This is a genomic window from Parageobacillus toebii NBRC 107807, from assembly GCF_003688615.2.
Classification (GTDB): domain Bacteria; phylum Bacillota; class Bacilli; order Bacillales; family Anoxybacillaceae; genus Parageobacillus_B; species Parageobacillus_B toebii.
Genome location: NZ_CP049703.1, coordinates 1,757,406 through 1,779,936, shown reverse-complemented (window position 1 = coordinate 1,779,936; position 22,531 = coordinate 1,757,406). Strand labels below are relative to the sequence as shown.

Sequence of the window (22,531 nt, the reverse complement as noted above, 5' to 3'; positions counted from 1 at the left end):
TATCTTTACTATACCCTTATTTATAAAAATATTCAATATTTTTAGATAAATAACAAAAAAGACATCATCATAAAGATGATGTCTGCTTATTCTTGGATATATCGCTTATATAAAGCTTGCGTGCCGCTGTTTTCTTCCCCTGCCTTTGCCAGTTCTTCATACATCGATTTCGCAAGCGCAAGCCCTGGCAGTTGCAAATTCATTTTTTCTGCTTCCTCTAACGCAATTTTCATATCCTTAATAAAATGCTTCACATAAAAGCCCGGCTTGAAATCGCCGGAAAGCATGCGAGGGGCTAAATTGCTCAGCGACCAGCTTCCCGCCGCTCCCTGGGAGATGCTTTCTAGCACTTTAAACGGATCCAATCCTGAACGCTTCGCATAGGCAAGCGCCTCGCAAACGCCAATCATGTTCGATGCAATTGCGATTTGATTGCACATTTTTGTATGTTGGCCAGCACCTGCTTTTCCTTGATGAACAATGTTCGTTCCCAATCTTTCTAAAATCGGTTTACACGCGGAAAATACTTCTTCATCTCCGCCAACCATAATCGTTAATTTTCCTTCTTTTGCGCCAATATCTCCGCCTGAAACAGGAGCATCAAGCGCATAAACATTTCGTTCTTTCGCCGCCTGATAAATTTTTTCCGCAAGCGTCGGAGTAGATGTGGTCATATCAATCACATATGTACCTTCTTTTACGTTTGCCAGTATGCCTTCTTCTCCAAAATATACTTCCTCCACATCTTTTGGATATCCAACCATTGTGATGACAACATCCGCTTCTTTTGCAAGTTGAGCAACTGTTTCTTTCCAAACTGCTCCCTCTTCAATAAGATCGTTCGCTTTCTCTTTTGTTCGTGAGTAAACAAGAAGAGGATAACCTGCTTTTAGCAAATTGCGAGCCATGCTTTTTCCCATCACACCAAGACCGATAAAGCCGATTGTTTTCATTGTCTTCTTCCCCTCCCTGCATTTGAATGAATCATGTTTATCATAACATAAAAAAGTACCTTGGAAATGAACCAAGGCGCTATCTTTCTTTTTTCAAAAGCGGCTGTATTTCGATTGAATTCCTCATCGCACTATATTAAATCGCTTTTACCATCCCGCCGTCAACAATAAGAGACTGCCCTGTGATATATGTGTTTGCCTCTGAAAGAAGGAATGTAACGACATTGGCAAATTCCTCCGGTGTGCCGTAACGGCCAAGAGGAATCATACTTTTCATGCGCGCTTCCATTTCTTCTTTCGAAATTCCTAGTTTTTCCGCATTGATTTTGTCTAAAAATGCGACCCGCTCTGTTGCGATTCGTCCCGGTGCTACCGTATTAATTAAAATGTTGTACGGTGCGAATTCAAAAGCTAATGTTTTCGTCAAACCGACGATGCCAGTGCGGAATGTATTGGATAAAAGCAGCCCCGGAATCGGCTCTTTAATGGAGGAAGAAGCGATGTTGACAATTTTTCCTCCTTTTTTCTTTAAGTACGGAAGCGCTTCCCGAATCATGCGGATATAGCTAAGCAAATTCAATTCAAACGCATGATACCAATCTTCGTCGCTGATCGTTTCAAACGTTCCCGCAGGAGGCCCCCCGGCGTTGTTCACCAATAAATCGATGGTTCCATAAATGTCTACCGTTTTTTGCACAAGACGACGAATATCTTCTGCCTTCGTAATATCTGCTTGAAGGTGGGCGACTTGTCCTTTATGTAAATCACGTAATTCTTTTTCCACCTCTTGCAGCTTCTCTTCATTTCGGCTTGTAATCATGACATTTGCCCCTTCGAGCACAAGCTGACGGGCAATTGCTTTACCAAGACCTTGACTGGAAGCGACGACAAGTGCTGTTTTCCCCGACAAGCGCAACTCCATAGCTTTTCCTCCTCAGTTATACATGTTTTTATTTAAAGTTATTCGCTGCATTTTAGTGATTTTCCTTCTTTCTTGTATAGATTAAAAAGGGGTTGTTCTTTCTTTGCACAAAAAATCCCCCCGGGTAGAATCCAACATCATACCAAATGTTCTTTTTTTTTCGCTGTATACCTGTAGGGGATAATGCCGTACAAATCTCTTGTTCTATCTAAAGAAGTGATACGCTGATATGCATCGCTTTTTTCAAAAAGGCTCTGTTAAATTCTAATGTTGATTTTTAAACCACAGAAAGAAGACCGAAATCAATCGGTCTTTTTTGTATGTCTTGTTCAACTATCGCCATCCGTTAGCCAACCATTCTGCATCTATGCGACACCAACAAATGATGAAGGGATCGTTTAATTAAAATAAGACGGGTTCTTGAGAATGATGCATTTGTTAAAATAGCACAAAGGCGATGCCCCTTATTAAGCATCGCTCTCATTAATTGAATAACAAACATACAAAATAGTTCCCTAATTCGCAAGACTAATAATAGCAACCACGTTCTTCTTTTTATTACTTACAGTAGTTTTATTCAGCTGCCATAGCATCGGCTTTTGTTACATGTACAGTACCACGTGGATGTTCTGGAGGTGCATATATCGAGTAAAGTTTTAGCGGGATATTACCTATATTGATTACATTGTGCCATGTTCCGGCAGGTATCATAATGGCAGAATCATCATAGACTTTTCTTTCAAAGTTTAAATTATCTTTACTCTTGCCCATTTGAACAATCCCTTGACCTTGTTCAATACGTAAGAATTGATCCACGTCAGGGTGAATTTCCAAACCGATATCTTCGCCAACATTGAGACTCATCAATGTAACTTGCAAATGATTTCCTGTCCATAAAGCGGTACGATACGTATTGTTTTGCTTCGCAGCCTCGTTGATATTAACTACAAACGGTTTTGGTCCATAATCTTTTAACTCAATTTTATCTCTTCCCTTTGATGATTGCAAAAAATCCAATCGTTTTGCATGCCCTATCTCATTAGGAATAGACCAGTAAACAGGCTGTCTTCCATAGTTATACATTGGTACGTTAATATAATAAGGATATGGATACATAAAAGGAACATAGTACATTTTTCTCACTCCTTCGCAGATTTATAAATTATCCTATGCACTATGTTCAAGGAATTTACTTAAATTCAGGGTTATTTATTTAAAGAAATCGTTATTGGTCCAAAACATTGTACTCAATTAAATGGCCCTTTAAAAAAGGGGAACACATATTAGTCATGTATATATGTGTTTTTTTCACTGCCGTCATGGGCATGATCATCTTCATACCGGCTGGGGCCGGCGGCATCATTAATGCGAGTTACCAGCTGAACCAGATGGTGCATAATACATGGTTTGTCACAGGCCATTTCCATCTGACAATCGCATCTACAGTATTATTGACATTCTTTGCTATTTCCTACTGGCTGATTCCAGTCTTGACCGGACGGGTTTTCACGAAGCAATTGAACAGGCTTGCCATCGTCCAGGCAGTCCCGTGGGCTATCGGCATGTTCTTGATGGCTGTGATTATGCATATTGTCGGACTCCTTGGCACACCTCGGCGCACCAGTTACTCCACTTACGGTGGACATGAACTTGCTGTTACATGGCTTTCTTACAACCAGGTAATCGCTCTAGGAGGCGTCATCCTGTTTGTAGCCATCGTACTGGTACTGTATATCTGGTTCAATTTGTTGTTCTTGGCACCGAAATCCGAAAAAACAATCGAATACCCGATTGGCGTTGTCAACGAACAAGCGGAACATCCACCTCGAATTCTGGAAAGATGGCCATTCTGGATCGGTGTCTCCATCGCCCTTTCCGTAATAGCGTATGCCATTCCGATTTATCAGCTCATCATGCACGCCCCGCTCGGATCACTGCCGTACCGGACTTGGTGAAAATAACCTAATTTCGATCAAAAGAGTGTGTCCCAAAAGCGATCGCGTTTGGGGCACCTTTGCTTTTGAATCAGTCTCTGTTTTCCCCATCCATTATGGAACGAAATTGTTTCATTTTTTCGTCTACATTTACTCTCGCAACATGAAACGAATTTTTTTGAGTAGCCAGCTGCAACGGGTCTATATCGCTTCGCACTCCTAATGTATTCCCTTCTGCCGCGAGCGCGTCATTTAGGATTCCCTCGCGATCTCCATCGAAATGAAAATCATGAGGATGATCGTTTCTTCCCCGCTCTGGCATCTATCTTATCCCTCCTTTTATGTCTATTTTTCATTTAAATCGAACGAATCATTCCTTTTCACAGCTGCTCATTATTTCCCATGAACGAAAAAAGAGGCGGCTCCAAAAGCGTTTTTTGGAGCCTGCCTCCTTTTTATCAGCTTTCTAATAGAAGGTCTTCTGGATTTTCGATCAAGTCTTTTACCGTTTTTAAGAAGCCGACTGCTTCTTTTCCGTCAATAATTCGATGGTCATATGATAGCGCCACATACATCATTGGGCGGTTCTCGATTCGTTCTTCGTCAATCGCAACCGGACGAAGCTTGATCGAATGCATGCCTAAAATACCAACTTGCGGTCCGTTAAGAAGCGGAGTAGAGAAGAGCGAACCGAATACCCCGCCGTTTGTAATGGTAAACGTTCCTCCTTGCAAATCGCTTAGCGATAGTTTATTGTTGCGCGCTTTTGCCGCCAATTCAGCAATATCTCTTTCGATTTCGGCAAAATTTTTCCGATCGCAGTCTCGCACCACTGGAACGACTAAGCCTTCGTCCGTTGAAACAGCAACCCCAATATCATAGTATTTTTTCAAAATAATTTCGTCACCTTGAATTTCGGCATTCACATAAGGATATTTTTTCAATGCTGCCACAGCTGCCTTCACGAAGAAAGACATAAATCCAAGACGCACGTCGTGTTCTTCGAAAAATTTATCTTTTTTCCGTTTTCGTAATTCGATGACAGCTGACATATCAATTTCATTAAACGTTGTCAACATCGCCGTAGATTGTGTCACTTCTAATAAGCGTTTAGCAATTGTCTGGCGGCGGCGCGACATTTTTTCACGGATCACTGGCTTCCCATCATCTTGCTTCACTACTGATGGAGCCGGTTGTTGAACCGGTGTTGTTAGGGTTGCTTGTGGTCTTGATTGTTGTTGCGCAAATGACTCCACATCTTGTTTACGAACCCGTCCTAACGGGTCAACGGTAGGAACTTGCGCCAAGTCGATTCCTTTTTCTCTCGCGATTTTTCGCGCCGCCGGTGAAGCAATCGGACGCTGCGTCGGCTGACTAGCCGATAACGGCTGTTTTTCGATTTCCTCTGCTTGCACGTTTGTCGCTTGTAGGTTTTCTGGTGCTGCTTGTTTTGGTTCTTCTTGATTGCTAGGCGCAGCTTCCTGTCCTTCGCCGATCACTGCAATAGCCTGGCCTACTGCGACAGTGTCGCCTTCGTTTGCTAAAATTTGTTGCAATACTCCTGATTCCTCAGCCATGATTTCTACATTCACTTTATCTGTTTCCAATTCGCAAATCGATTCACCTTTTTCTACATGATCACCAGGTTTTTTCAACCATTGCGCAATGGTCCCTTCTGTAATAGATTCTGCTAATTCTGGAACTTTGACTTCAGCCACGTTTGATGCCCTCCTCAAATCTTGCATTATTGCTCTTTTTTCGTTAATGCACATTGAATAATACGCTCTTGCTCTTTTCGATGAACGACAGGGTCACCTTCTGCAGGGCTTGCCCGTCTGCGTCTGCCAATGTAGCTTACATCTACTCCTTCTGGAGCAATTTCACGCAATCTCGGCTCGACATAACACCAGCTTCCCATGTTTTGCGGTTCTTCCTGAACCCATACAATTTCCTTTACGTTTGGATAGCGAGCAAAAATTGCTTGGAGTTCTTCTTTCGGGAATGGGTACAATTCTTCTATGCGCACGACGTGAAGCCAGTCTAGCCCTTCCATTTTGTTGATTTGCTCTGCCAAATCAATCGTCAATTTTCCAGTGCTTAAAATAATTCTTTCTACTTTTTCACAGTTTTCGCCAAGTCCCTTTTGTTCAAGCACAGGATGGAATTGACCATTCGTAAACTCTTCCACATCTGATGCCGCTAACGGATGGCGCAACAAGCTTTTTGGCGTCATCAGCACTAATGGACGAACTTCCTCCCGCCGTAAAATACTGGCTTGTCGACGCAAAATATGGAAATATTGAGCGGCAGTTGACAAGTTGGCTACCGTCCAGTTATTTTCCGCTGCTAGTTGTAAAAACCGTTCTAAACGACCGCTTGAATGTTCCGGACCTTGTCCTTCATACCCGTGTGGAAGCAACATAACAAGACCGGATTTTTGTCCCCATTTCGCCCGTCCAGATGAAATAAACTGATCAAACATCACTTGTGCCATATTCGCGAAATCGCCAAATTGTGCTTCCCATAAAACGAGCGTTTCCGGCGCAAAGACGTTATACCCATATTCGTAACCAAGCACTGCCGCTTCTGTCAGCGGACTATTGTAAACAACGAATGAAGCGTTCGCATCGCTAATATGGTGAAGCGGAACAAATTCTTTACCTGTTTTCATATCATGCAACACAAGATGACGTTGGGCGAACGTACCGCGCTGTGAATCTTGGCCAGTAAGACGGATTGGAACACCATCACGCAAAATTGTTGCAAAGGCAAGAATCTCCGCGTGCGCCCAGTCAATTTTCCCTTTGCCGTCAAACACGCCTTCACGGCGCTTTAAGATGCGTTCTAACTTATTAAATACATGGAAATCAGAAGGAAACTGCAACAGTTCTTTATTCAACCGGCGCAATACATCTTTTTCTACCGATGTTTTTACAAATGGCAATTTGCATGCTACCGGTTTCGGCGGATCCATGATAAAATCAAGTTTTGACTCATCTTTTGGAACTTTTTCATACGCGATTTTCAATCGTTCCGCAACTTCTCGTTCCATCTCTTCTACAGCTTCTTTAGTAACAATTCCTTTTTCAATCAACTTTTGCGCATAAAGTTGACGAACGGTTGGATGTTGTTGAATAATGCTATACATTGTTGGGTTTGTCGCCATCGGTTCGTCCATTTCGTTATGACCAAAACGGCGGTAGCCAATTAAATCGATAACAAAATCTTTTTTAAAACGCTTACGATAGGCAAACGCAAGGTTCGCCGCTGCTAAACATGCTTCCGGATCGTCGGCGTTCACATGCACAATCGGTATTTCAAAACCTTTTGCAATATCAGATGCATATTTCGTAGAACGAGAATCATGGCTTTCTGTTGTGAAACCGATCATATTATTCGCAATAATATGAATCGATCCGCCTGTCTGATATCCTTGCAAACGGCTTAAGTTTAGTGTTTCGGCTACAATTCCTTGCCCAGGAAATGCCGCGTCTCCGTGAATCATAATAGCAAACGACGAATCGGTATCTTGAGACGGCACGCCCGCGTTCGTGCGATCCTCTTGAGCAGCACGCGTAAACCCTAAAACAACAGGATTAACCACTTCTAGATGGCTTGGGTTGTTTGCCAATGTAATTCTCATCGTATGCTCATTTTTGTTTCGAAGACGGCGAGCTGCCCCTAAATGATATTTCACATCTCCCGTCCAGCCATATGTAATCGCTACCGATCCTTCCGACGGAATGAAATCTTTGCTTTCCGCATGTTGGAACTCAGCAAAAATCATTTCATATGGCTTTCCAAGGACGTGAGCAAGCACGTTTAAGCGGCCGCGATGCGCCATGCCGATATTAACCGCTTTCACTTCTTCTTCAATGGAATTGCGGACAAGTTCGTCTAATAGTGGAACCATCGAATCTAATCCTTCGATCGAGAAACGTTTTTGGCCGACAAACGTACGATGAAGGAACTTTTCAAACCCTTCCACTTCCGTAAGGCGGCGGAGCAACGCCACTTTTTCCTCGTTTGTCAGACTTGGGTAATATGCTCCTGATTCAATTTGGCTAATTAACCAATTTCTTTCTTCCAAGTTATGTACTTGTGAAAATTCGAAAGCGATTTTATCCGTGTATATTTTCCGCAAATGGTTAATGGCATCCAATCCATTTTTCACATGCGCAGGCGCATGCGGACAGATAAATGCGACAGGAATTTGTTTTAAATCATCTTCCGTTAAATCAAATTCGCTTAATTCAATACGGCGCGTATCTTTATTTTGGGTATTTAATGGGTTGATATCTGCTGCTAGATGGCCATAATGGCGAATTTTATCAGCTAGTTTTACCGCAGCAACAAGTTTGCTGAATATGGTTGGATTCTCAGGAAGCCGGAACGTTTGATAAGTTTTTGCGACACTCCCACTATGCTCAAACCGTTCTGCTTCCGTTGTCGGTGCTCCCCACTCCTTAAACAATTGTTTCAATTCGGGATCTACGCTGTCCGGATCCTCTAGATACTGCTCATACATTTCCATCACGTATCCAAGGTTCGGGCCATAAAATTGACTCCATGGTTCTGCGTAGTGCATCGTTTGCTTTGTCATTATGAAAAACCTCCAACTATTTCATTCATTTGGGATGATTGCGAGCCGGCTTCGCACGCATAGCGTAAATACGAAGCGGAGATGATACCCGCTCGCATCCATTGTTCCCAAATAAACAAAGAAATAACGTTATAAACGTTTTCAATCTATATTTTAACATTATTATTCATTAAAATCGATGATTAAAAACTAAAAATCGTCACATAATACTTATTTTTTTTAATTGAGTTTAAAAACATAAGAAAAAAAAAGCGGCAACACATATGTATTGCCGCAGAATGACCAATGAAATAAAGCAAAGACTATAGTTTAAACTTTTCGACTAATTTTTGTAACTGTCTTCCCATGTCACTTAATTTTTCTGCCGATTCCGTCACTGTACTCAATGCTTGCAGCTGATCATCAGCTGATGCTGCCACTTCCTCTGTAGCTGCTGCAGATTGCTGAGCGATGGCAGAAATATTTTGCATTGCTTCGATCACAACATCTTTGCTTTCGTTCATCCGGTTTGCTTCATCTGTAATATTAGCAACAGCCGCCGTTAATTCTTCCATCATTGCCGTAATTTTTACAAATGAATCCCCTGTTGTATGGACAGATTGTTGCTGTTGTTCGTACATATCTTTAGAATAACTAACCGCTTGCATCGCTAGATCGACTTGTTGTTGAATCATAGCGATCGTTTGACGAATTAGCTCTGTTGCTTTTGCTGATTGTTCCGCTAACTTACGCACTTCTTCCGCTACAACGGCAAATCCTTTTCCATGTTCTCCTGCTCTTGCCGCTTCGATGCTGGCATTTAAAGCGAGTAAATTCGTTTGTCCAGAAATAGCGGTAATCGTTTGGATCACTTCATCAATTTGTTTCATTTTTTCTACTAAGTCGTTCATCACTTTTTCAACCGCCAATAGTTCTTTTTTCGCCTCATCCGATTTTAATTGCAGCACATTTAAATTTTCAAGCCCGTTATAACTAGCTTCTTTTGTTTCATTCGATAATGTTTGCATATTTGCCGCCGATTGCGTAACTGTTTCAATCTGCTTCGAAAGCGCTGTAGTTCGTTCATTGATCGTATCTAAATCGCTTGCTTGCTCTGTCGTTCCTTTCGCAATATCGTTAATGGCGCTTGCAACTTGTTCGCTTGTCGCCATTGTTTCCTCAGAAACAGCGCTGAGATGATCAGCGGAAGCCGCTAGTTCTGCTACTGATTCATTGACTTGGTGGATCAGCGCCCGCATTTGTGAAATCATCTGATTAAAATGATTCGCTAATTGTCCGATTTCATCTTTTGATTTTACTTGAACGTGCACCGTTAAATCGCCTTCCGCCACTTTTTCCACTTGGTGTTGAAGTGCAACTACCGGCTTAACGATGGAGCGGGCGAGAAAATAAATAGCGATGATGCCAATAAGTACAGCCACAATCGTAATGATCATCATTTTTGTGGCAATCGATCGACTGACAGCAAATAAATCTTTCTCTTTATATACGGTGCCAACTTTCCATCCTAGCTCAGGGATAGTCGTAAAATACATAAGGCGCTTTTCGTTTTCAAGCGTATATGTATATAAACCACTTTTATTTTTCAACATATGTTTGACAGCAGCGTTTTTCGACATATCTTTTCCTTTATATTGCGGGTGCACAACGGCAATTCCATTTTGATCAACTAATACTGGATATCCATGATAGCCAACATCAATATTATTTACAATTTTTGCAACTTCATCTAATGTCATATCAATTCCTAGTACAGCAACAACACGACCACCTTCTTTTACCGCCTTGGCCAATGTAATAATATTCTTTCCCGTTATTGCATCGACGTAAGGCTCTGTCCAAACTACTTTGTCCGGATTTTCTTCCGCTTTTTTATACCATGGACGCGATGTTGGATCATAACCGTCAGGCAACTCGGCTGCCGGCGTCGTATACATTTTTTTATCAGCCGTTCCAATATAAGCAAGTTGAACATTTTCGTGGATTTTTAAAAACGTGCGAAATTCTTGGTCAAGCTCTGGCCATGAATGGCGATCTTTGATCATTTTCGCTACAACAGGTGATTCACTAAATTGCAGCAAACTATTTTCCTCGCTTTGAAAACTGTCACGAACATCCCCAACCGCCCTTTTTATAATGGATTGCGCACGTTTTTCAGCATCTTGCTGGATCATTTTTTTCGTTTCAACGACCCCGACAATCTGGGTAGCCACTAATGAAACAATCATTAACAATGCCATTAATACGATGAGTTTCGTCCGCAATGTTTTAAACACAGCCAGTTTCTCCCCTTTATGTATCTCGTTTTTTGTCGAACCTTGTATTATTATAAAAGGGACTATCGTCGTGCGTCTATAGGAGCAAATTCTTATAACAGTATGAAATACGAACGGAAATGGAACAATATAAAACATATCCTGTTTGATAAAAAGGTAGTGAACGATATGGGGGCGATGGAGCGAGATGGCTATATATTCGACATCGAATATAGCGTCATTCATCAAAAAGGAGCATTGCACGTATACCGGGATGGAGTGTTGGTTGATGAATTAACATTCACTTTTGCAGGAGAAAAGCCGAACGAACAACAAATCGAAACATTAATTGATGATTATATGGAAAAACGAGGGATTTATTAACAAAACCGCTGTGGAAAACAGCAGTTTTTCTTGCCGTTCCTGCCATAATTCCTATATGATGTTAAATAATAGATTTATAAAAAAGGAGGAGAACGATGTACCGAAAAGAACTGTATGTATTTAACGGTGATGTTCCACAAAAAGCAATCATACGAAATTATACAAAAAATGATTTTTCGCAATTAATTCGCGTTCAACAAGAAAGTTTTCCCCCGCCGTTTCCATCAGAATTATGGTGGAATGAGGAGCAACTCACCAATCATGTTTCACTATTTCCTGAAGGAGCACTCTGTGTGGAAGTAGACGGCCGTGTTGTCGGTTCCATGACGGGATTGCTCGTTCATTTCGACCCGAGACATCCATCACATACGTGGGAAGAAATAACGGATGGCGGCTATATTCGCAACCATCGTCCCGACGGAAACACATTATATGTTGTCGATATTTGCGTCTCCCCCAATTATCGAAAACTTGGGCTTGGAAAATGGCTGATGCAGTCGATGTATGAAGTTGTCGTCCGCTTGAATGTAGACCGTCTTCTTGGCGGAGGGAGAATGCCTGGTTATCATCGGCACGCTGATCGTTTATCAGCAACACAATATCTCGAAAAAGTATTGAAAGGGGAACTAAAGGACCCTGTCATTACATTTTTATTGCGTTGCGGCCGTACACCGCTTCAAGTGATTGAAAACTATTTAGAAGATGAAGAGTCGCTAAATTATGCAGTGCTGATGGAATGGCGCAATCCATTCAAACATCATGGATAATTCAAGAAGGATTTACTTGCTGTCATCGCGAATAAGAAAAGGAAGGATTATGGAAAGGAACGACTTCTAATGCAGCCAATTTTCTATGATAACCCGCTAGCTCCTTTGCTTATTCGCAATTATCTTTTTTCATCTATTCCGGAATACGTTGATCACCTTGTCGTTTTATGCATTGGCAGCAATCGCATTAATGGCGACAGTCTAGGACCGTTTGTCGGAACACTTTTATCCGGTCTTTACCCAAAACATATGACTATTATTGGAAATTTAAAACAACCGGTGGATGCGACGAATATAAAAGAAATTGTAAAGCAATTCCCTGCTTCACCTTCGACATATACGCTAGCGATTGATAGTGTTGTTGGCATTTCCGACTACATTCATACCATTGTCGTCCGTAATGGAGCACTCACTCCAGGTTCTGCACTTGACAAAAACCTTCCCTCTGTCGGCGATATTAGCATTATGGGGGTAATAATGGAAGATTGTGAAGACATTGCGACACTTCCATATACGAATTTACATATCGTTTATCAAATGGCAAAAGCAATCGCTTTAGGAATTTCACTTACCGTACGGCAGCGATTTGGATATGAATCAACATCTTCTATTCTTATAAACAATTAGCGGTGGAATGCATTCCACCGCTAATTGATTTATTCTATATGGAATGTTTGTTTCACAAATGCAACTACTTCTTCCGCTGTGCTCATCGAGAGGACGGTTTCTTTAAAGCGCGCCGCTTCTTCTTTTGATAATTTTTTCATTTGCGAACGTGCGCGCAAAATAGAAGTTGCGCTCATACTAAACTCGTCGAGCCCTAAACCGAGCAAAATCGGAATGGCGATCGCATCGCCTGCCATTTCGCCGCACATTCCAGCCCATTTTCCTTCTTTATGCGCAGCATCAATGACGTTGCTAATAAGGCGCAAAATCGCTGGATTGTACGGTTGGTAAAGATATGAAACGCGTTCGTTCATGCGGTCTGCTGCCATCGTATACTGAATTAAGTCATTGGTGCCAATGCTAAAGAAATCTACTTCTTTGGCAAATTGGTCGGCAAGTACAGCTGCCGCCGGAATTTCCACCATCATGCCGACTTCAATATCGTCAGCCACTGGTACACCCTCGCGCTGCAATTTTTCTTTTTCCTCTAAAAGAATCGCCTTCGCTTGACGGAATTCATCAAGCGTTGCAATCATCGGAAACATGATTTTCAAATTGCCATATACGCTCGCTCTCAACAAAGCGCGAAGCTGCGTGCGGAACATGTCCTGCATTTCTAAGCAAAGACGGATGGCACGGAATCCTAAAAACGGGTTCATTTCTTTTGGAAGATCCAAATATGGAAGCTCTTTATCCCCGCCGATGTCAAGCGTACGAACAACAACAGGTTTTCCTTCCATTCGTTCAAGCACTGTTTTATACGCTTCAAACTGTTCTTCCTCTGTTGGCAGTTCGGAACGGCCCATGTATAAAAATTCCGTGCGGTATAATCCGATTCCTTCGGCTCCGTTTTCGAGCACTCCTTTGACATCATCTGGTGTACCGATGTTAGCAGCTAGTTCCACATGATACCCGTCGCTTGTCACTGTTTTTTCATGTACAAGTTTTGCCCATTCTGCTTTTTGCGCTTCATAGCGAGCGCGTTTTTCTTCATATTGTGCGAGCACCTCATCCGATGGATTGACAATAACCTGTCCATCCAATCCATCGATAATCACAACATCACCATTTTGAACTTCTGCTGTCACTTGTTTCGTACCGACAACAGCTGGAATTTCCATCGATCTCGCCATGATGGCAGAATGGGATGTACGTCCTCCGATATCGGTTGCAAACCCTTTTACGTATTGGCGGTTTAATTGAGCTGTATCGGATGGAGTTAAATCTTCGGCAATAATCACAACTTCTTCGGAAATAAGGCTTGGATTGGAAATCGTAACTCCAAGTAAATGAGCAAGTACACGTTTCGTTACATCGCGAATATCAGCGGCGCGTTCCTTCATATACTCATTATCCATTGCTTCAAACATGGAAATAAACATCGTCGCCGTTTCGTTCAACGCGTATTCCGCGTTCACTTGCTCTGTCTTAATTTTTTCTTTGACTGGATTTAATAATTCTGGATCATTTAATACAAGCAGGTGAGCAGAAAAAATCGCAGCTTTATCTTCCCCTAATTGTTGCAAAGCATGTTGCTTGATGATTTCTAGCTCTTCTGTTGCTTTCGCCACTGCTGCTTCGAAACGTGCAACTTCTGCCTGCGGATCGGAAACAACTTTTTTCTCTACAACAAAATCAGGGGTCTCTAAGCGGTATGCCTTTGCGATGGCAATACCGCTCGATGCAGCAATTCCTTGAATGGTTTTTATCATTATTGTGCAAGACCCTCTTTAGATAATGTTTCCGTTAATGCTGCCATTGCTTCTGCTGCATCTGCCCCTTCCACAGTAATTTTAATCTCAGCGCCTTTTGGAATTCCTAAAGACATAACGCCCATAATCGATTTTAAGTTTACCGTTTTTCCGTTGTATTCTAAATGAATATCGCTGTTGAATTTGCTTGCTGTCTGTACAAGTATAGTTGCTGGACGAGCGTGAATTCCAGATTCTGAAGTTACTGTAAACACTTTTTCAGTCATTGTCGTCATTCCCCTTTTCCTTATTTTTTCGTTTGTCATAATATCAAATAATAGTAACTACATTCAATTAAAAAAATCTTTAATCAGAAAATTCGCCTTGTTAACTAATTTCAACGATGCGATCTTCTCCTTTTGTTACTGCACCTTGCTTTTTGACATGAATGCTTTCATTCGGCTGCAAGTTCGTAAAAATAATTGGTGTCACAATAGAAGGAGCATTATTTTTCACATACTCTAAATCAACGCTTAAAATAGGCTGACCTTTTTTCACTTCGTCTCCTTGATTAACATGAGCTTCAAAGCCTTGGCCATTCAATTTGACCGTATCAATACCAAAATGGATTAAAATTTCATGCCCACCAACAGACTCAATACCAATCGCATGTTTTGTCGGGAATACATTCACAATTTTTCCATCAACAGGAGAAACCACTGTTCCGTCTGTTGGCATAATCGCAAAACCGTCACCCATCATTTTTTGTGAAAAGACTTGATCTGGCACTTCAGAAAGTGGAACGATTTCTCCCGAAAGCGGTGAAGCAATTGCCTCCACTTGGGCCGATTCTTTTGTTTCTTGAACCGCTGTTTTTTGCGGCTCTTCCTTCACTCGTGATGGAGCGCGGCCTTCCATAATATCTTTAATTTGTCCTTTTAATATATCGGATTTTGGTCCGAAAATCGCTTGTACATTGTTTCCGACTTCCAAAACGCCCGCTGCGCCTAACGCTTTTAAGCGGTCTTTATCAACTTGTTTAATATCGTTGACCGAAACACGCAAACGTGTAATACACGCGTCTAAATGAGCAATATTTTCTTTACCGCCAAGCGCCGCCAACACTTCGTATGGAAGATCGTCCGCTTCTGCTTTTACTGTTGACTCTTCTTCTGTCGTTTTTTCACGTCCTGGTGTTGCTAAATCCCATTTGCGGATCGCAAAGCGGAATCCGAAGTAATAGATAACCGCAAACACTAATCCGACTGGAATGACAAGCCACCATGCTGTCCGGTTCGGCAATACACCGAATAGCAAGAAGTCAATAACCCCACCGGAGAAAGTCATCCCAATTTTTACATTTAATAAATGCATAACCATAAAGGATAATCCCGCAAAAATCGTATGAATCGCAAATAACGCTGGTGCAACGAATAAAAAGGAAAATTCAATTGGTTCCGTAATCCCTGTTAAAAACGAAGTTAAAGCGGCTGAACCCATAATACCAGCTACCACTTTTTTGTTTTCTGGACGTGCTTCATGATAAATCGCCAGCGCCGCTGCTGGAAGGCCAAACATCATGAATGGGAATTTTCCTGTCATAAATGTTCCCGCTGTTAATGCTACACCATCTTTTAATTGCTCGAAAAAGATTTTTTGGTCGCCACGCACTACTTGTCCGGCCTTATTGACATATTCGCCAAATTCAAACCAGAATGGCGCGTAGAAAATATGATGCAGTCCAAACGGAATCAGCGCACGCTCAATAATCCCGAAAATAAGCGCTGCTAATGCCTTATTCGCGTCAATCATATTGTGGGAAAACGCATTTAAACCATGCTGAATCGGCGGCCATACCCATGTCATAACAATTCCAAGCAATACCGCAGATGCCGCTGTAATAATTGGCACAAATCGTTTTCCGGCAAAAAAGCCAAGATACTGCGGCAATTCAATGTTGAAATACTTATTATACATATAAGCAGCCAATATACCGACAATAATACCGCCGAATACGCCAGTTTGTAATGTCGGAATTCCTAATATATTCGCAAATGCCGGATTGTCGCCGACCATATCCGGCGTAACGCCTAATATCACGCTCATGGTGATATTCATAATTAAATAACCAATAATTGCAGCAAGTCCGGCAACCCCGTCACCGCCGGCTAGTCCAATCGCCACCCCAACCGCAAAGAGGAGCGAAAGGTTCGAAAACACAATGCCGCCTGCTTGTTCCATCACATTGGAAACAAGCACGACCCAATCTGCTTTTAAGGCAGGAATTTTATCCGTTAAAGCCGGGTTTTTTAAGGCATTACCAAAAGCAAGCAAAATTCCTGCCGCCGGTAAAATCGCCACTGGCAACATAAGCGCTTTACCGACTTTTTGCAGCGTACCAAATGCTCTTTTCATTTTAATACCCTCCTTTTTCTTTGTATATAAGTTTTGCAACAAACGTTATGTTCATGTACGACAAATAGAAATTGTTTTGCTCTTTTCTTAAAAAAGAACATGCTAGACATCAGACTTGTTGACAACATGCAAATAAAAACGAAAGGCATGAGCAAAGAAGGACAAAAATAGAACGCTTACAACAAGAGGAATAGTGACTCCTCTTGCCTGTCCTATTTTGTCTTCTTTACTCATGCCTGATCGAATCAGTAACACGTAAAGCGAGACAAATTTATTCTATTGTTTCTGTTTCCTTTTTAGCAAGTCTTTGCAGATGCATTGTCAAATAAACCGCTTCTGCGTCGTCTACTGGCATTTGTAACGTTTGTTGCATCACTTTTATTAATTTCCATGCAGTATTATAGCATAGTGGATACGCTTCTTTCAAGATTTTCGACAATTTTTTTGGTTCTTCGACTTTTTCTCCTTTTTTTATGCGTTCAATTGCGTAACGCAAATGACGGACAAACCGCAAATAAGGAATGCTGTTGCGGTCAATCTTGATATTAAGCTGCTGTTCGACAATTTGAACGAGTTTGGTAATTAATTGTGAATGCTGATTGATTTCAGAAAGGCTTTGTTTCGAAATTGCGCTATGAATATGTAGCGCGATAAACCCAGCTTCTCCTTCCGGAAGCTCGACTCCTAATTTTCGGTTAATCATGTCGACAACTTCACATGCAATTTCATATTCTAGCGGATATAAGCTTTTCGTTTCCACTAAAAACGGATTTTTTAAATCAAGGCCTTGCCTTAATCGCTTTAGCGTAAACGAAATATGATCAGTAAGTGCAACGTGAATATGTTCATTTAACGGAGCGTTGACTCGCTGTTTAATGTGCTGGATTACTTCGTTCATCAGCCCGATAAATTCTTCGTCAAGCTCCGGCAGCAATTTCTTATACTGTTCTTGTTCCCGCTCATTTTTTAAAATGAACCATTTTTCAACGGCACTTTGTTCAATATAATCCCCTTTTTTCTTTCCAAATCCAATCCCTTTTCCGAGCAATACTACTTCATCATACGTTGGATGTGAAGCAATTAACACGTTATTATTCAGCACTTTTTCCACACGAAAGGACTCTGTCACAAAGCCCCACTCCCTTAATAAAACGTTTGCAATATTATCATATTACGCAACGATCTCTCAATCGTCAATGAATAAATATGGATTTTTTCTTAACAACGAAATGTGAGTATATTCATTTTTCTCCCCTATAAAAAGCATGTTACAATTGGGAAGGAAAGGTGGGAACAACATTGATTAAACTGATTGTCAGCGATTTGGACGGAACGCTGCTTGGATTGGATAACCACGTTAAAAAAGAAGATAAACTCGCCATTCAATTAGCAGTGGAACAAGGAATTGATTTTGCAATTGCATCCGGCCGAATGGATAATGAAATTTTAGAAGTGTTGCAAGAATTGGAACAAAAAGCGCATCGTATTAGTCAAAATGGTGCGTTCATTTACACAAAAACGAATTTGCCGCTTCATGCAACTACTTTTTCTCCGCAACTAGCACAACAAATTTATCGACAAGCAAAGGAATTGGAAGCGATTGTACTCGTTTGCAATGAAAATACATATTTTATTGAAGAAACGAACGAAAATACAGCGGAAATAGAAAAACGTCTATTTTATGGGCTATATGAATGTCCAAACATCCTTGATTCCATCGGCAAAGATATTCATCCGTCGAAAATTACTGTATTAGCAACAAATGAACAAATTGTCGAATTCGAACAAAAAATAACGCGTCAGTTTGGCAATCACATCGATACGTTTATTTCAGAACCGAACTGTCTTGATATTATGCCAAAAAACATTAGCAAAGGAAATGCGGTTCGCACTTTAATGGAACATCTTCGCCTGCAGCCGAATGAAATCGCTTGTTTCGGCGATGCGTTTAACGATACTCCAATGTTTCGTCTAACCCCTTACAGCTTTGCCATGTCTCATGCTCATCCTAATGTAAAAAAAGAAGCACAATATGTGATCAATTCAGTAAGTGAAGGGATACACATGATTCTTAAAGACATTCCTACACCAAATATGATGCAATAAGAGCTGGCTCACTAAAAAACGCCAGCTCTTTTTTCATATTTTTCCCTATTTAGATTCATACTATGAGTAGTCGTGCAAACAGGAGGTTTACTATGCCATATATTGTAGAAGATGGCGTTCGTCTTTACTATGAAGAGATGGGGAGCGGTACACCAATTTTATTCATTCATCCACCTGGAATGGGTCATATCGTTTTCCGTCATCAACAATCTTTATCAAGCCACTTCCGCATCATCATGTATGATATGCGCGGCAATGGGAAAAGCAGTCCGTCGAATCGTCCGATTACGATTCCGCTGCTAGCTGATGATATTTGTCGCTTACTCAATGCACTTGACGTAAAGCAAGCGATTATTTGCGGCTATTCTAACGGTGGATCCATTGCGTTAGAATTTGCCTTACGCTATCCTCATAAAGTAAAAAAGCTCATTTTAATTGGCGGATTCTCTGAAGTATGTACTGCTTTATTGCGCTATGAATTCTTGCTTGGCATTTATGCAGCAAAAATCGGCGCTATTTCTTTACTTGCAAACGTATTAGCCAAATCGCATGAAAAAAATAAAAAAGGACAACAAGAAATAAAACAATATGTGCGATTGGTCAATAAAAAAGATTTAGTAAACATGTACGAAAAAGGGTTAACATATTCCTGTACGGAGCGCCTTCCATTGTTGCGCATGCCAATCCTTCTTATTTATGGCGCCAGAGATTACTATATGCATCCATATGAGAAGCTGTTCAGGAAAAATGTCCCCCATGCGAAAATCATCTATATTGAAAACGCACGCCATCAAATTCCAACCAAACATCACTGCGAATTAAACGGGATTTTGAAGACATACTGTATAACGTAAAATGGAAGAAGGGAGGAAAAACAATGTCAAAAAAAGGGCGGCAAAATAAAGTAAGCCAAGAAGTAGCTAACCCAACCGTTTCTAAAGCAGAGGCGGAGATGGCAAAAGATAGTGTTGATACGGCAAAACAAGCGAAAAAAAATCGTTCGTGAAAGAACAAAGGAGGCACATCATTCGCCTCCTTCATTTTTGTTACTCCGCCTGTATAGCGGCTTGCTTTCGCATGAAAATCGCCTTTAATAACGGAGGTGCGCATTGCTACAAGAACTACTACACAAAAACAGTAAATAAATCAGGCGACAACAGCTTTGTCTTCAATCCAATTCCAGCAATAATCAGTGTTGCTTCACCACGGGAAACCATTCCGGCGACAACAGAAAGTAAACCATTCCAAGAAAACCTAGCGAATTTTGCTCCCAACGCGGCACTGGCCAGTTTTGTTAATACGGCCAAGCACTTAATCCAATCATTATCTAAATATGCCAGAGTGCGCCAAAAAATTCGACGGCTCCCACGATAAAAAAATTGACAAAAACAAAAGATAAATTTACGATGATAACAAACCATTTTAGTTACAAAAAGTTAGTTAATTATCCTTTTAAATCGCATAATAAAATGGAGGGAACAACATGGGAAATGCTATTCATACACCCGCAAAAGACTTTTTTACTGTCATTAACGAGCGGCAATCCACACGAAAATACGACCCGAATGTTTCTATAAGTAAGGAAGAATTGCGAGAAATCATTGAATTGGCGGGAAAAGCACCGTCAGCATGGAATTTGCAGCACTGGCATTTTGTTATTATTCATGGAAAAGAAGCGCAACAACGTTTATATCCAATTGCCTATCACCAACAACAAATTGTCGACGCTTCTGCTGTCATTGCCGTATTAGGTGATTTAGAAGCAAATAGAAACACCGATGCAGTATATGATCCGTTAGTAAATGAGGGGGTAATGGCTACAGAAATAAAAGAAAGAATTGCACAACAAATTGAAGCAGCGTACAAAAATAAAGAATACGTTCGTGACGCAGCATTTAGCAACGCCTCGCTTGCAGCCATGCAGCTTATGCTAGCTGCGACGGCAAAAGGATGGGCAACTTGCCCAATCGGCGGTTTCAACGCTGAACAATTTAAACAAGAATTTCATATTTCTGACCGCTATATTCCAGTTATGCTCATTACAATCGGAAAAAGCATCGCCCCCGCCCGCCGTACAACACGGTTGCCTATTGAAGCAATTACTACTTGGGTAGAACGATAATTCGGACGCCTGCTTTGTTCAGCAGAAATGAAAAAAGATGACCAATGTCGTTTGGTCATCTTTTTTCATAAGCTGGAAAAGACAAATGCACGGTTGTCCCTTTGCCAACTTCGCTCTCTATTTCGATCGTTCCTTTATGTTCCTGCACAATTTTCGTGCTTGTTGTTAATCCAAGTCCCATTCCTTTTTCTTTTAATGTAAAAAACGGTTCACCAATTTTTTGAAGCCGTTCTTTGGAAATACCGATACCTGTATCAGAAATCGTAATATGGATTGTTTGATTTTCCTTCCATACCCGCAGATGAATCGTTCCTCCATCCGGCATTGCTTCAATGGAATTTTTCATAATATTAATAAAAACTTGAATGATTTGGTTTTTATCCCCATAAATACATGCTTGTGGTATGTTGTTTTCTAACGATATATAAACATTGTTTAATGTTGCTTCATGTCCAATTAAATTGACCACATATCCAATCACATCGCTAAGAAAAAACGGTTTATAATCATGGCTTTGCGGTTTCGCCAACACTAAAAGCTCACTAACAATTTGATTAATCCGCTCCAATTCACTCAATACAATGTTAATATATGTGTCGTTCACTTGCCGGGTTTCTTGCATGACTTGTATAAACCCCTTCATCGATGTTAATGGGTTGCGAATTTCATGAGCGATCCCTGCGGCAAGTTCTCCTAACACAGATAACTTTTCTTTTTTTAGAAGCAATGCTTCCGCCAGCTTTTGCTGGGTAATATCGCGGCCAATCGTTAGCAATCCTTTTCGTGCTCCGTTTTCCTCAAAAAGCGGAACTTTAATGACATCAAATGTTTTGGTTTCACCATCAGGAGTTTGAAATGATTCTTCACTGCGAGTTAATGTTCCTTTTTCCCAAGTTTTTTTATCCGATTCGATACAGCCTTGAAATGCCTCTTTAAAAAACGGAACGATTTCACCAAGTTCGCGATCTGTTTTCCCTTTATACTCCACGTTCTCTAAATGGTAAAGCCGTCGTCCAAAATCGTTTACGCGCAGCCAACGGCCTTCACTATCCTTAAAACAAACAAAATCAGGCATAGAGTTAATCAACGTAGAAAGCTGTTGCTCATTCTCTGCCGTTTTTTGCAACTGTTCGCTCTTTTTTAACATCTTATAAAGAAAAATAGCAGAAAGAAGAATAAAAACTCCGCCTTTTGCCGTACTAATCATTAAATACATATCGCGGTGAAAATGAAAGAAATGAAGTATGATATCGGTTACTATAATCCAACATACGCTAAATAATAAATAAAACATAATAATCTTCGATTTTGTGAACACGTATCATCGAACTCCTAACTTGCGGAATCATATTGAAAAAGCGGCGAAGCTAAAAAGAGCCCCACCGCCTTCTCATCCGCTGTGGTTTTACTATAATCATTTACATTTCGTGCACCCAATATAACAATTTATTTACAAGCATTTCTACATGTTCTTTTGGAACTGCTTTTGTCAATGATGATACTAACCGTTCTTTTAATGTTTCTGTTTCTTCTTCATAGCGGATCAAAAACGACCACTCAAGATCAGGAATGGCTACCACAATATATTCTTCTTTTTTATTTTCGTAAATGTAAACATTTATGGGCGTCCGTTCATCGAATAATACTGCTTTGCGAATTTTCATCTTGATACCCCATCCTTTATAGCATCTTACATTTCGTATATTTTAACAA

22 protein-coding genes are annotated in these 22,531 nt (G+C 40.9%); 9 read left to right on the top strand and 13 right to left on the bottom strand.

The features are described 5' to 3' along the window. Positions 1-86: 86 nt before the first annotated feature. From DER53_RS09185 to DER53_RS09175, 3 genes are all read right to left on the bottom strand, one after another. Positions 87-953, bottom strand: a complete 867-nt coding sequence (locus tag DER53_RS09185; protein WP_015863266.1) for an NAD(P)-dependent oxidoreductase — start codon at positions 951-953, stop codon at positions 87-89. A gap of 136 nt (positions 954-1,089) precedes the next feature. Further along, on the bottom strand, positions 1,090-1,875 hold the full coding sequence (locus tag DER53_RS09180) for an SDR family oxidoreductase (protein ID WP_015863265.1): 786 nt from the start codon (positions 1,873-1,875) through the stop codon (positions 1,090-1,092). Positions 1,876-2,448: 573 nt separating this feature from the next. Continuing rightward, positions 2,449-3,009 (bottom strand): cupin domain-containing protein, encoded by a 561-nt coding sequence (locus tag DER53_RS09175; RefSeq protein ID WP_015863264.1) that lies wholly within the window; start codon positions 3,007-3,009, stop codon positions 2,449-2,451. Positions 3,010-3,164: 155 nt separating this feature from the next. On the opposite strand from DER53_RS09175, the gene DER53_RS09170 reads away from it, so the two are divergent. After that, the gene (locus DER53_RS09170; RefSeq protein ID WP_244319544.1) at positions 3,165-3,830 is read left to right on the top strand and encodes a cbb3-type cytochrome c oxidase subunit I; all 666 of its coding nucleotides are present in this window, start codon (positions 3,165-3,167) and stop codon (positions 3,828-3,830) included. A gap of 70 nt (positions 3,831-3,900) precedes the next feature. On the opposite strand, the gene DER53_RS09165 is transcribed toward DER53_RS09170, so the two are convergent. The 4 genes from DER53_RS09165 to DER53_RS09150 form a co-directional block, all read right to left on the bottom strand. Then, positions 3,901-4,131 (bottom strand): hypothetical protein, encoded by a 231-nt coding sequence (locus DER53_RS09165; RefSeq protein WP_062753573.1) that lies wholly within the window; start codon positions 4,129-4,131, stop codon positions 3,901-3,903. 136 nt (positions 4,132-4,267) lie between these two features. Further along, entirely contained in the window at positions 4,268-5,527 is a 1,260-nt protein-coding gene (odhB, locus tag DER53_RS09160) for a 2-oxoglutarate dehydrogenase complex dihydrolipoyllysine-residue succinyltransferase (RefSeq protein ID WP_062753575.1), read from the bottom strand. Positions 5,528-5,553: 26 nt separating this feature from the next. Next, on the bottom strand, positions 5,554-8,412 hold the full coding sequence (locus tag DER53_RS09155) for a 2-oxoglutarate dehydrogenase E1 component (protein ID WP_062753577.1): 2,859 nt from the start codon (positions 8,410-8,412) through the stop codon (positions 5,554-5,556). A 302-nt stretch (positions 8,413-8,714) separates the two neighbouring features. Beyond that, positions 8,715-10,688, bottom strand: coding sequence for a methyl-accepting chemotaxis protein (locus DER53_RS09150; RefSeq protein ID WP_062753579.1), 1,974 nt, complete (start codon positions 10,686-10,688; stop codon positions 8,715-8,717). A gap of 168 nt (positions 10,689-10,856) precedes the next feature. Between DER53_RS09150 and DER53_RS09145 the strand changes: the two genes are divergently transcribed. The 3 genes from DER53_RS09145 (at position 10,857) to yyaC (ending at position 12,445) form a co-directional block, all read left to right on the top strand. Beyond that, positions 10,857-11,051, top strand: a complete 195-nt coding sequence (locus tag DER53_RS09145; protein ID WP_062677478.1) for a YbxH family protein — start codon at positions 10,857-10,859, stop codon at positions 11,049-11,051. Between the two features lie 95 nt (positions 11,052-11,146). Continuing rightward, positions 11,147-11,818 carry a GNAT family N-acetyltransferase gene (locus tag DER53_RS09140; protein WP_062753581.1) on the top strand — a complete coding sequence of 224 codons (672 nt, stop codon included), beginning with the start codon at positions 11,147-11,149 and terminating at the stop codon, positions 11,816-11,818. A gap of 69 nt (positions 11,819-11,887) precedes the next feature. Further along, positions 11,888-12,445, top strand: coding sequence for a spore protease YyaC (gene yyaC, locus DER53_RS09135; protein WP_062753583.1), 558 nt, complete (start codon positions 11,888-11,890; stop codon positions 12,443-12,445). Between the two features lie 29 nt (positions 12,446-12,474). Here yyaC and ptsP read toward each other — a convergent pair whose 3' ends face one another. From ptsP to glcT, 4 genes are all read right to left on the bottom strand, one after another. Continuing rightward, a complete protein-coding gene (gene ptsP, locus DER53_RS09130; RefSeq protein ID WP_015863258.1) occupies positions 12,475-14,196 on the bottom strand; it encodes a phosphoenolpyruvate--protein phosphotransferase in 1,722 nt (573 codons plus the stop codon). Beyond that, positions 14,196-14,462, bottom strand: coding sequence for a phosphocarrier protein HPr (locus tag DER53_RS09125; RefSeq protein ID WP_041269604.1), 267 nt, complete (start codon positions 14,460-14,462; stop codon positions 14,196-14,198). Before DER53_RS09125 ends, ptsP begins: the two co-directional genes overlap by 1 nt. Before the next feature lie 100 nt (positions 14,463-14,562). After that, a complete protein-coding gene (ptsG, locus tag DER53_RS09120) occupies positions 14,563-16,590 on the bottom strand; it encodes a glucose-specific PTS transporter subunit IIBC (RefSeq protein WP_062753585.1) in 2,028 nt (675 codons plus the stop codon). 271 nt (positions 16,591-16,861) lie between these two features. Next, on the bottom strand, positions 16,862-17,719 hold the full coding sequence (gene glcT, locus DER53_RS09115) for a glucose PTS transporter transcription antiterminator GlcT (RefSeq protein WP_062753587.1): 858 nt from the start codon (positions 17,717-17,719) through the stop codon (positions 16,862-16,864). 170 nt (positions 17,720-17,889) lie between these two features. Here glcT and DER53_RS09110 point away from each other — a divergent pair, with 170 nt between their 5' ends. The 5 genes from DER53_RS09110 (at position 17,890) to DER53_RS09095 (ending at position 20,818) form a co-directional block, all read left to right on the top strand. Next, positions 17,890-18,696 carry a Cof-type HAD-IIB family hydrolase gene (locus DER53_RS09110; RefSeq protein WP_062753589.1) on the top strand — a complete coding sequence of 269 codons (807 nt, stop codon included), beginning with the start codon at positions 17,890-17,892 and terminating at the stop codon, positions 18,694-18,696. A gap of 92 nt (positions 18,697-18,788) precedes the next feature. Beyond that, a complete protein-coding gene (locus DER53_RS09105; protein ID WP_062753591.1) occupies positions 18,789-19,550 on the top strand; it encodes an alpha/beta fold hydrolase in 762 nt (253 codons plus the stop codon). A gap of 23 nt (positions 19,551-19,573) precedes the next feature. Beyond that, the gene (locus tag DER53_RS17570; protein WP_015863252.1) at positions 19,574-19,702 is read left to right on the top strand and encodes a hypothetical protein; all 129 of its coding nucleotides are present in this window, start codon (positions 19,574-19,576) and stop codon (positions 19,700-19,702) included. 71 nt (positions 19,703-19,773) lie between these two features. After that, positions 19,774-20,070 carry a hypothetical protein gene (locus DER53_RS09100; protein WP_147442424.1) on the top strand — a complete coding sequence of 99 codons (297 nt, stop codon included), beginning with the start codon at positions 19,774-19,776 and terminating at the stop codon, positions 20,068-20,070. Between the two features lie 109 nt (positions 20,071-20,179). Continuing rightward, positions 20,180-20,818: a nitroreductase family protein gene (locus DER53_RS09095; protein ID WP_062753595.1), complete on the top strand. Its 639-nt coding sequence runs from the start codon at positions 20,180-20,182 to the stop codon at positions 20,816-20,818. A gap of 55 nt (positions 20,819-20,873) precedes the next feature. Here the strand turns inward: DER53_RS09095 and DER53_RS09090 are convergent, their stop codons facing one another. Together DER53_RS09090 and DER53_RS09085 are read right to left on the bottom strand one after the other, a co-directional pair. Continuing rightward, entirely contained in the window at positions 20,874-22,136 is a 1,263-nt protein-coding gene (locus tag DER53_RS09090; protein WP_121910041.1) for an ATP-binding protein, read from the bottom strand. 100 nt (positions 22,137-22,236) lie between these two features. Next, complete coding sequence (locus DER53_RS09085) at positions 22,237-22,482, bottom strand: YueH family protein (RefSeq protein ID WP_062677461.1); 246 nt, start codon at positions 22,480-22,482, stop codon at positions 22,237-22,239. Positions 22,483-22,531: the final 49 nt, after the last annotated feature.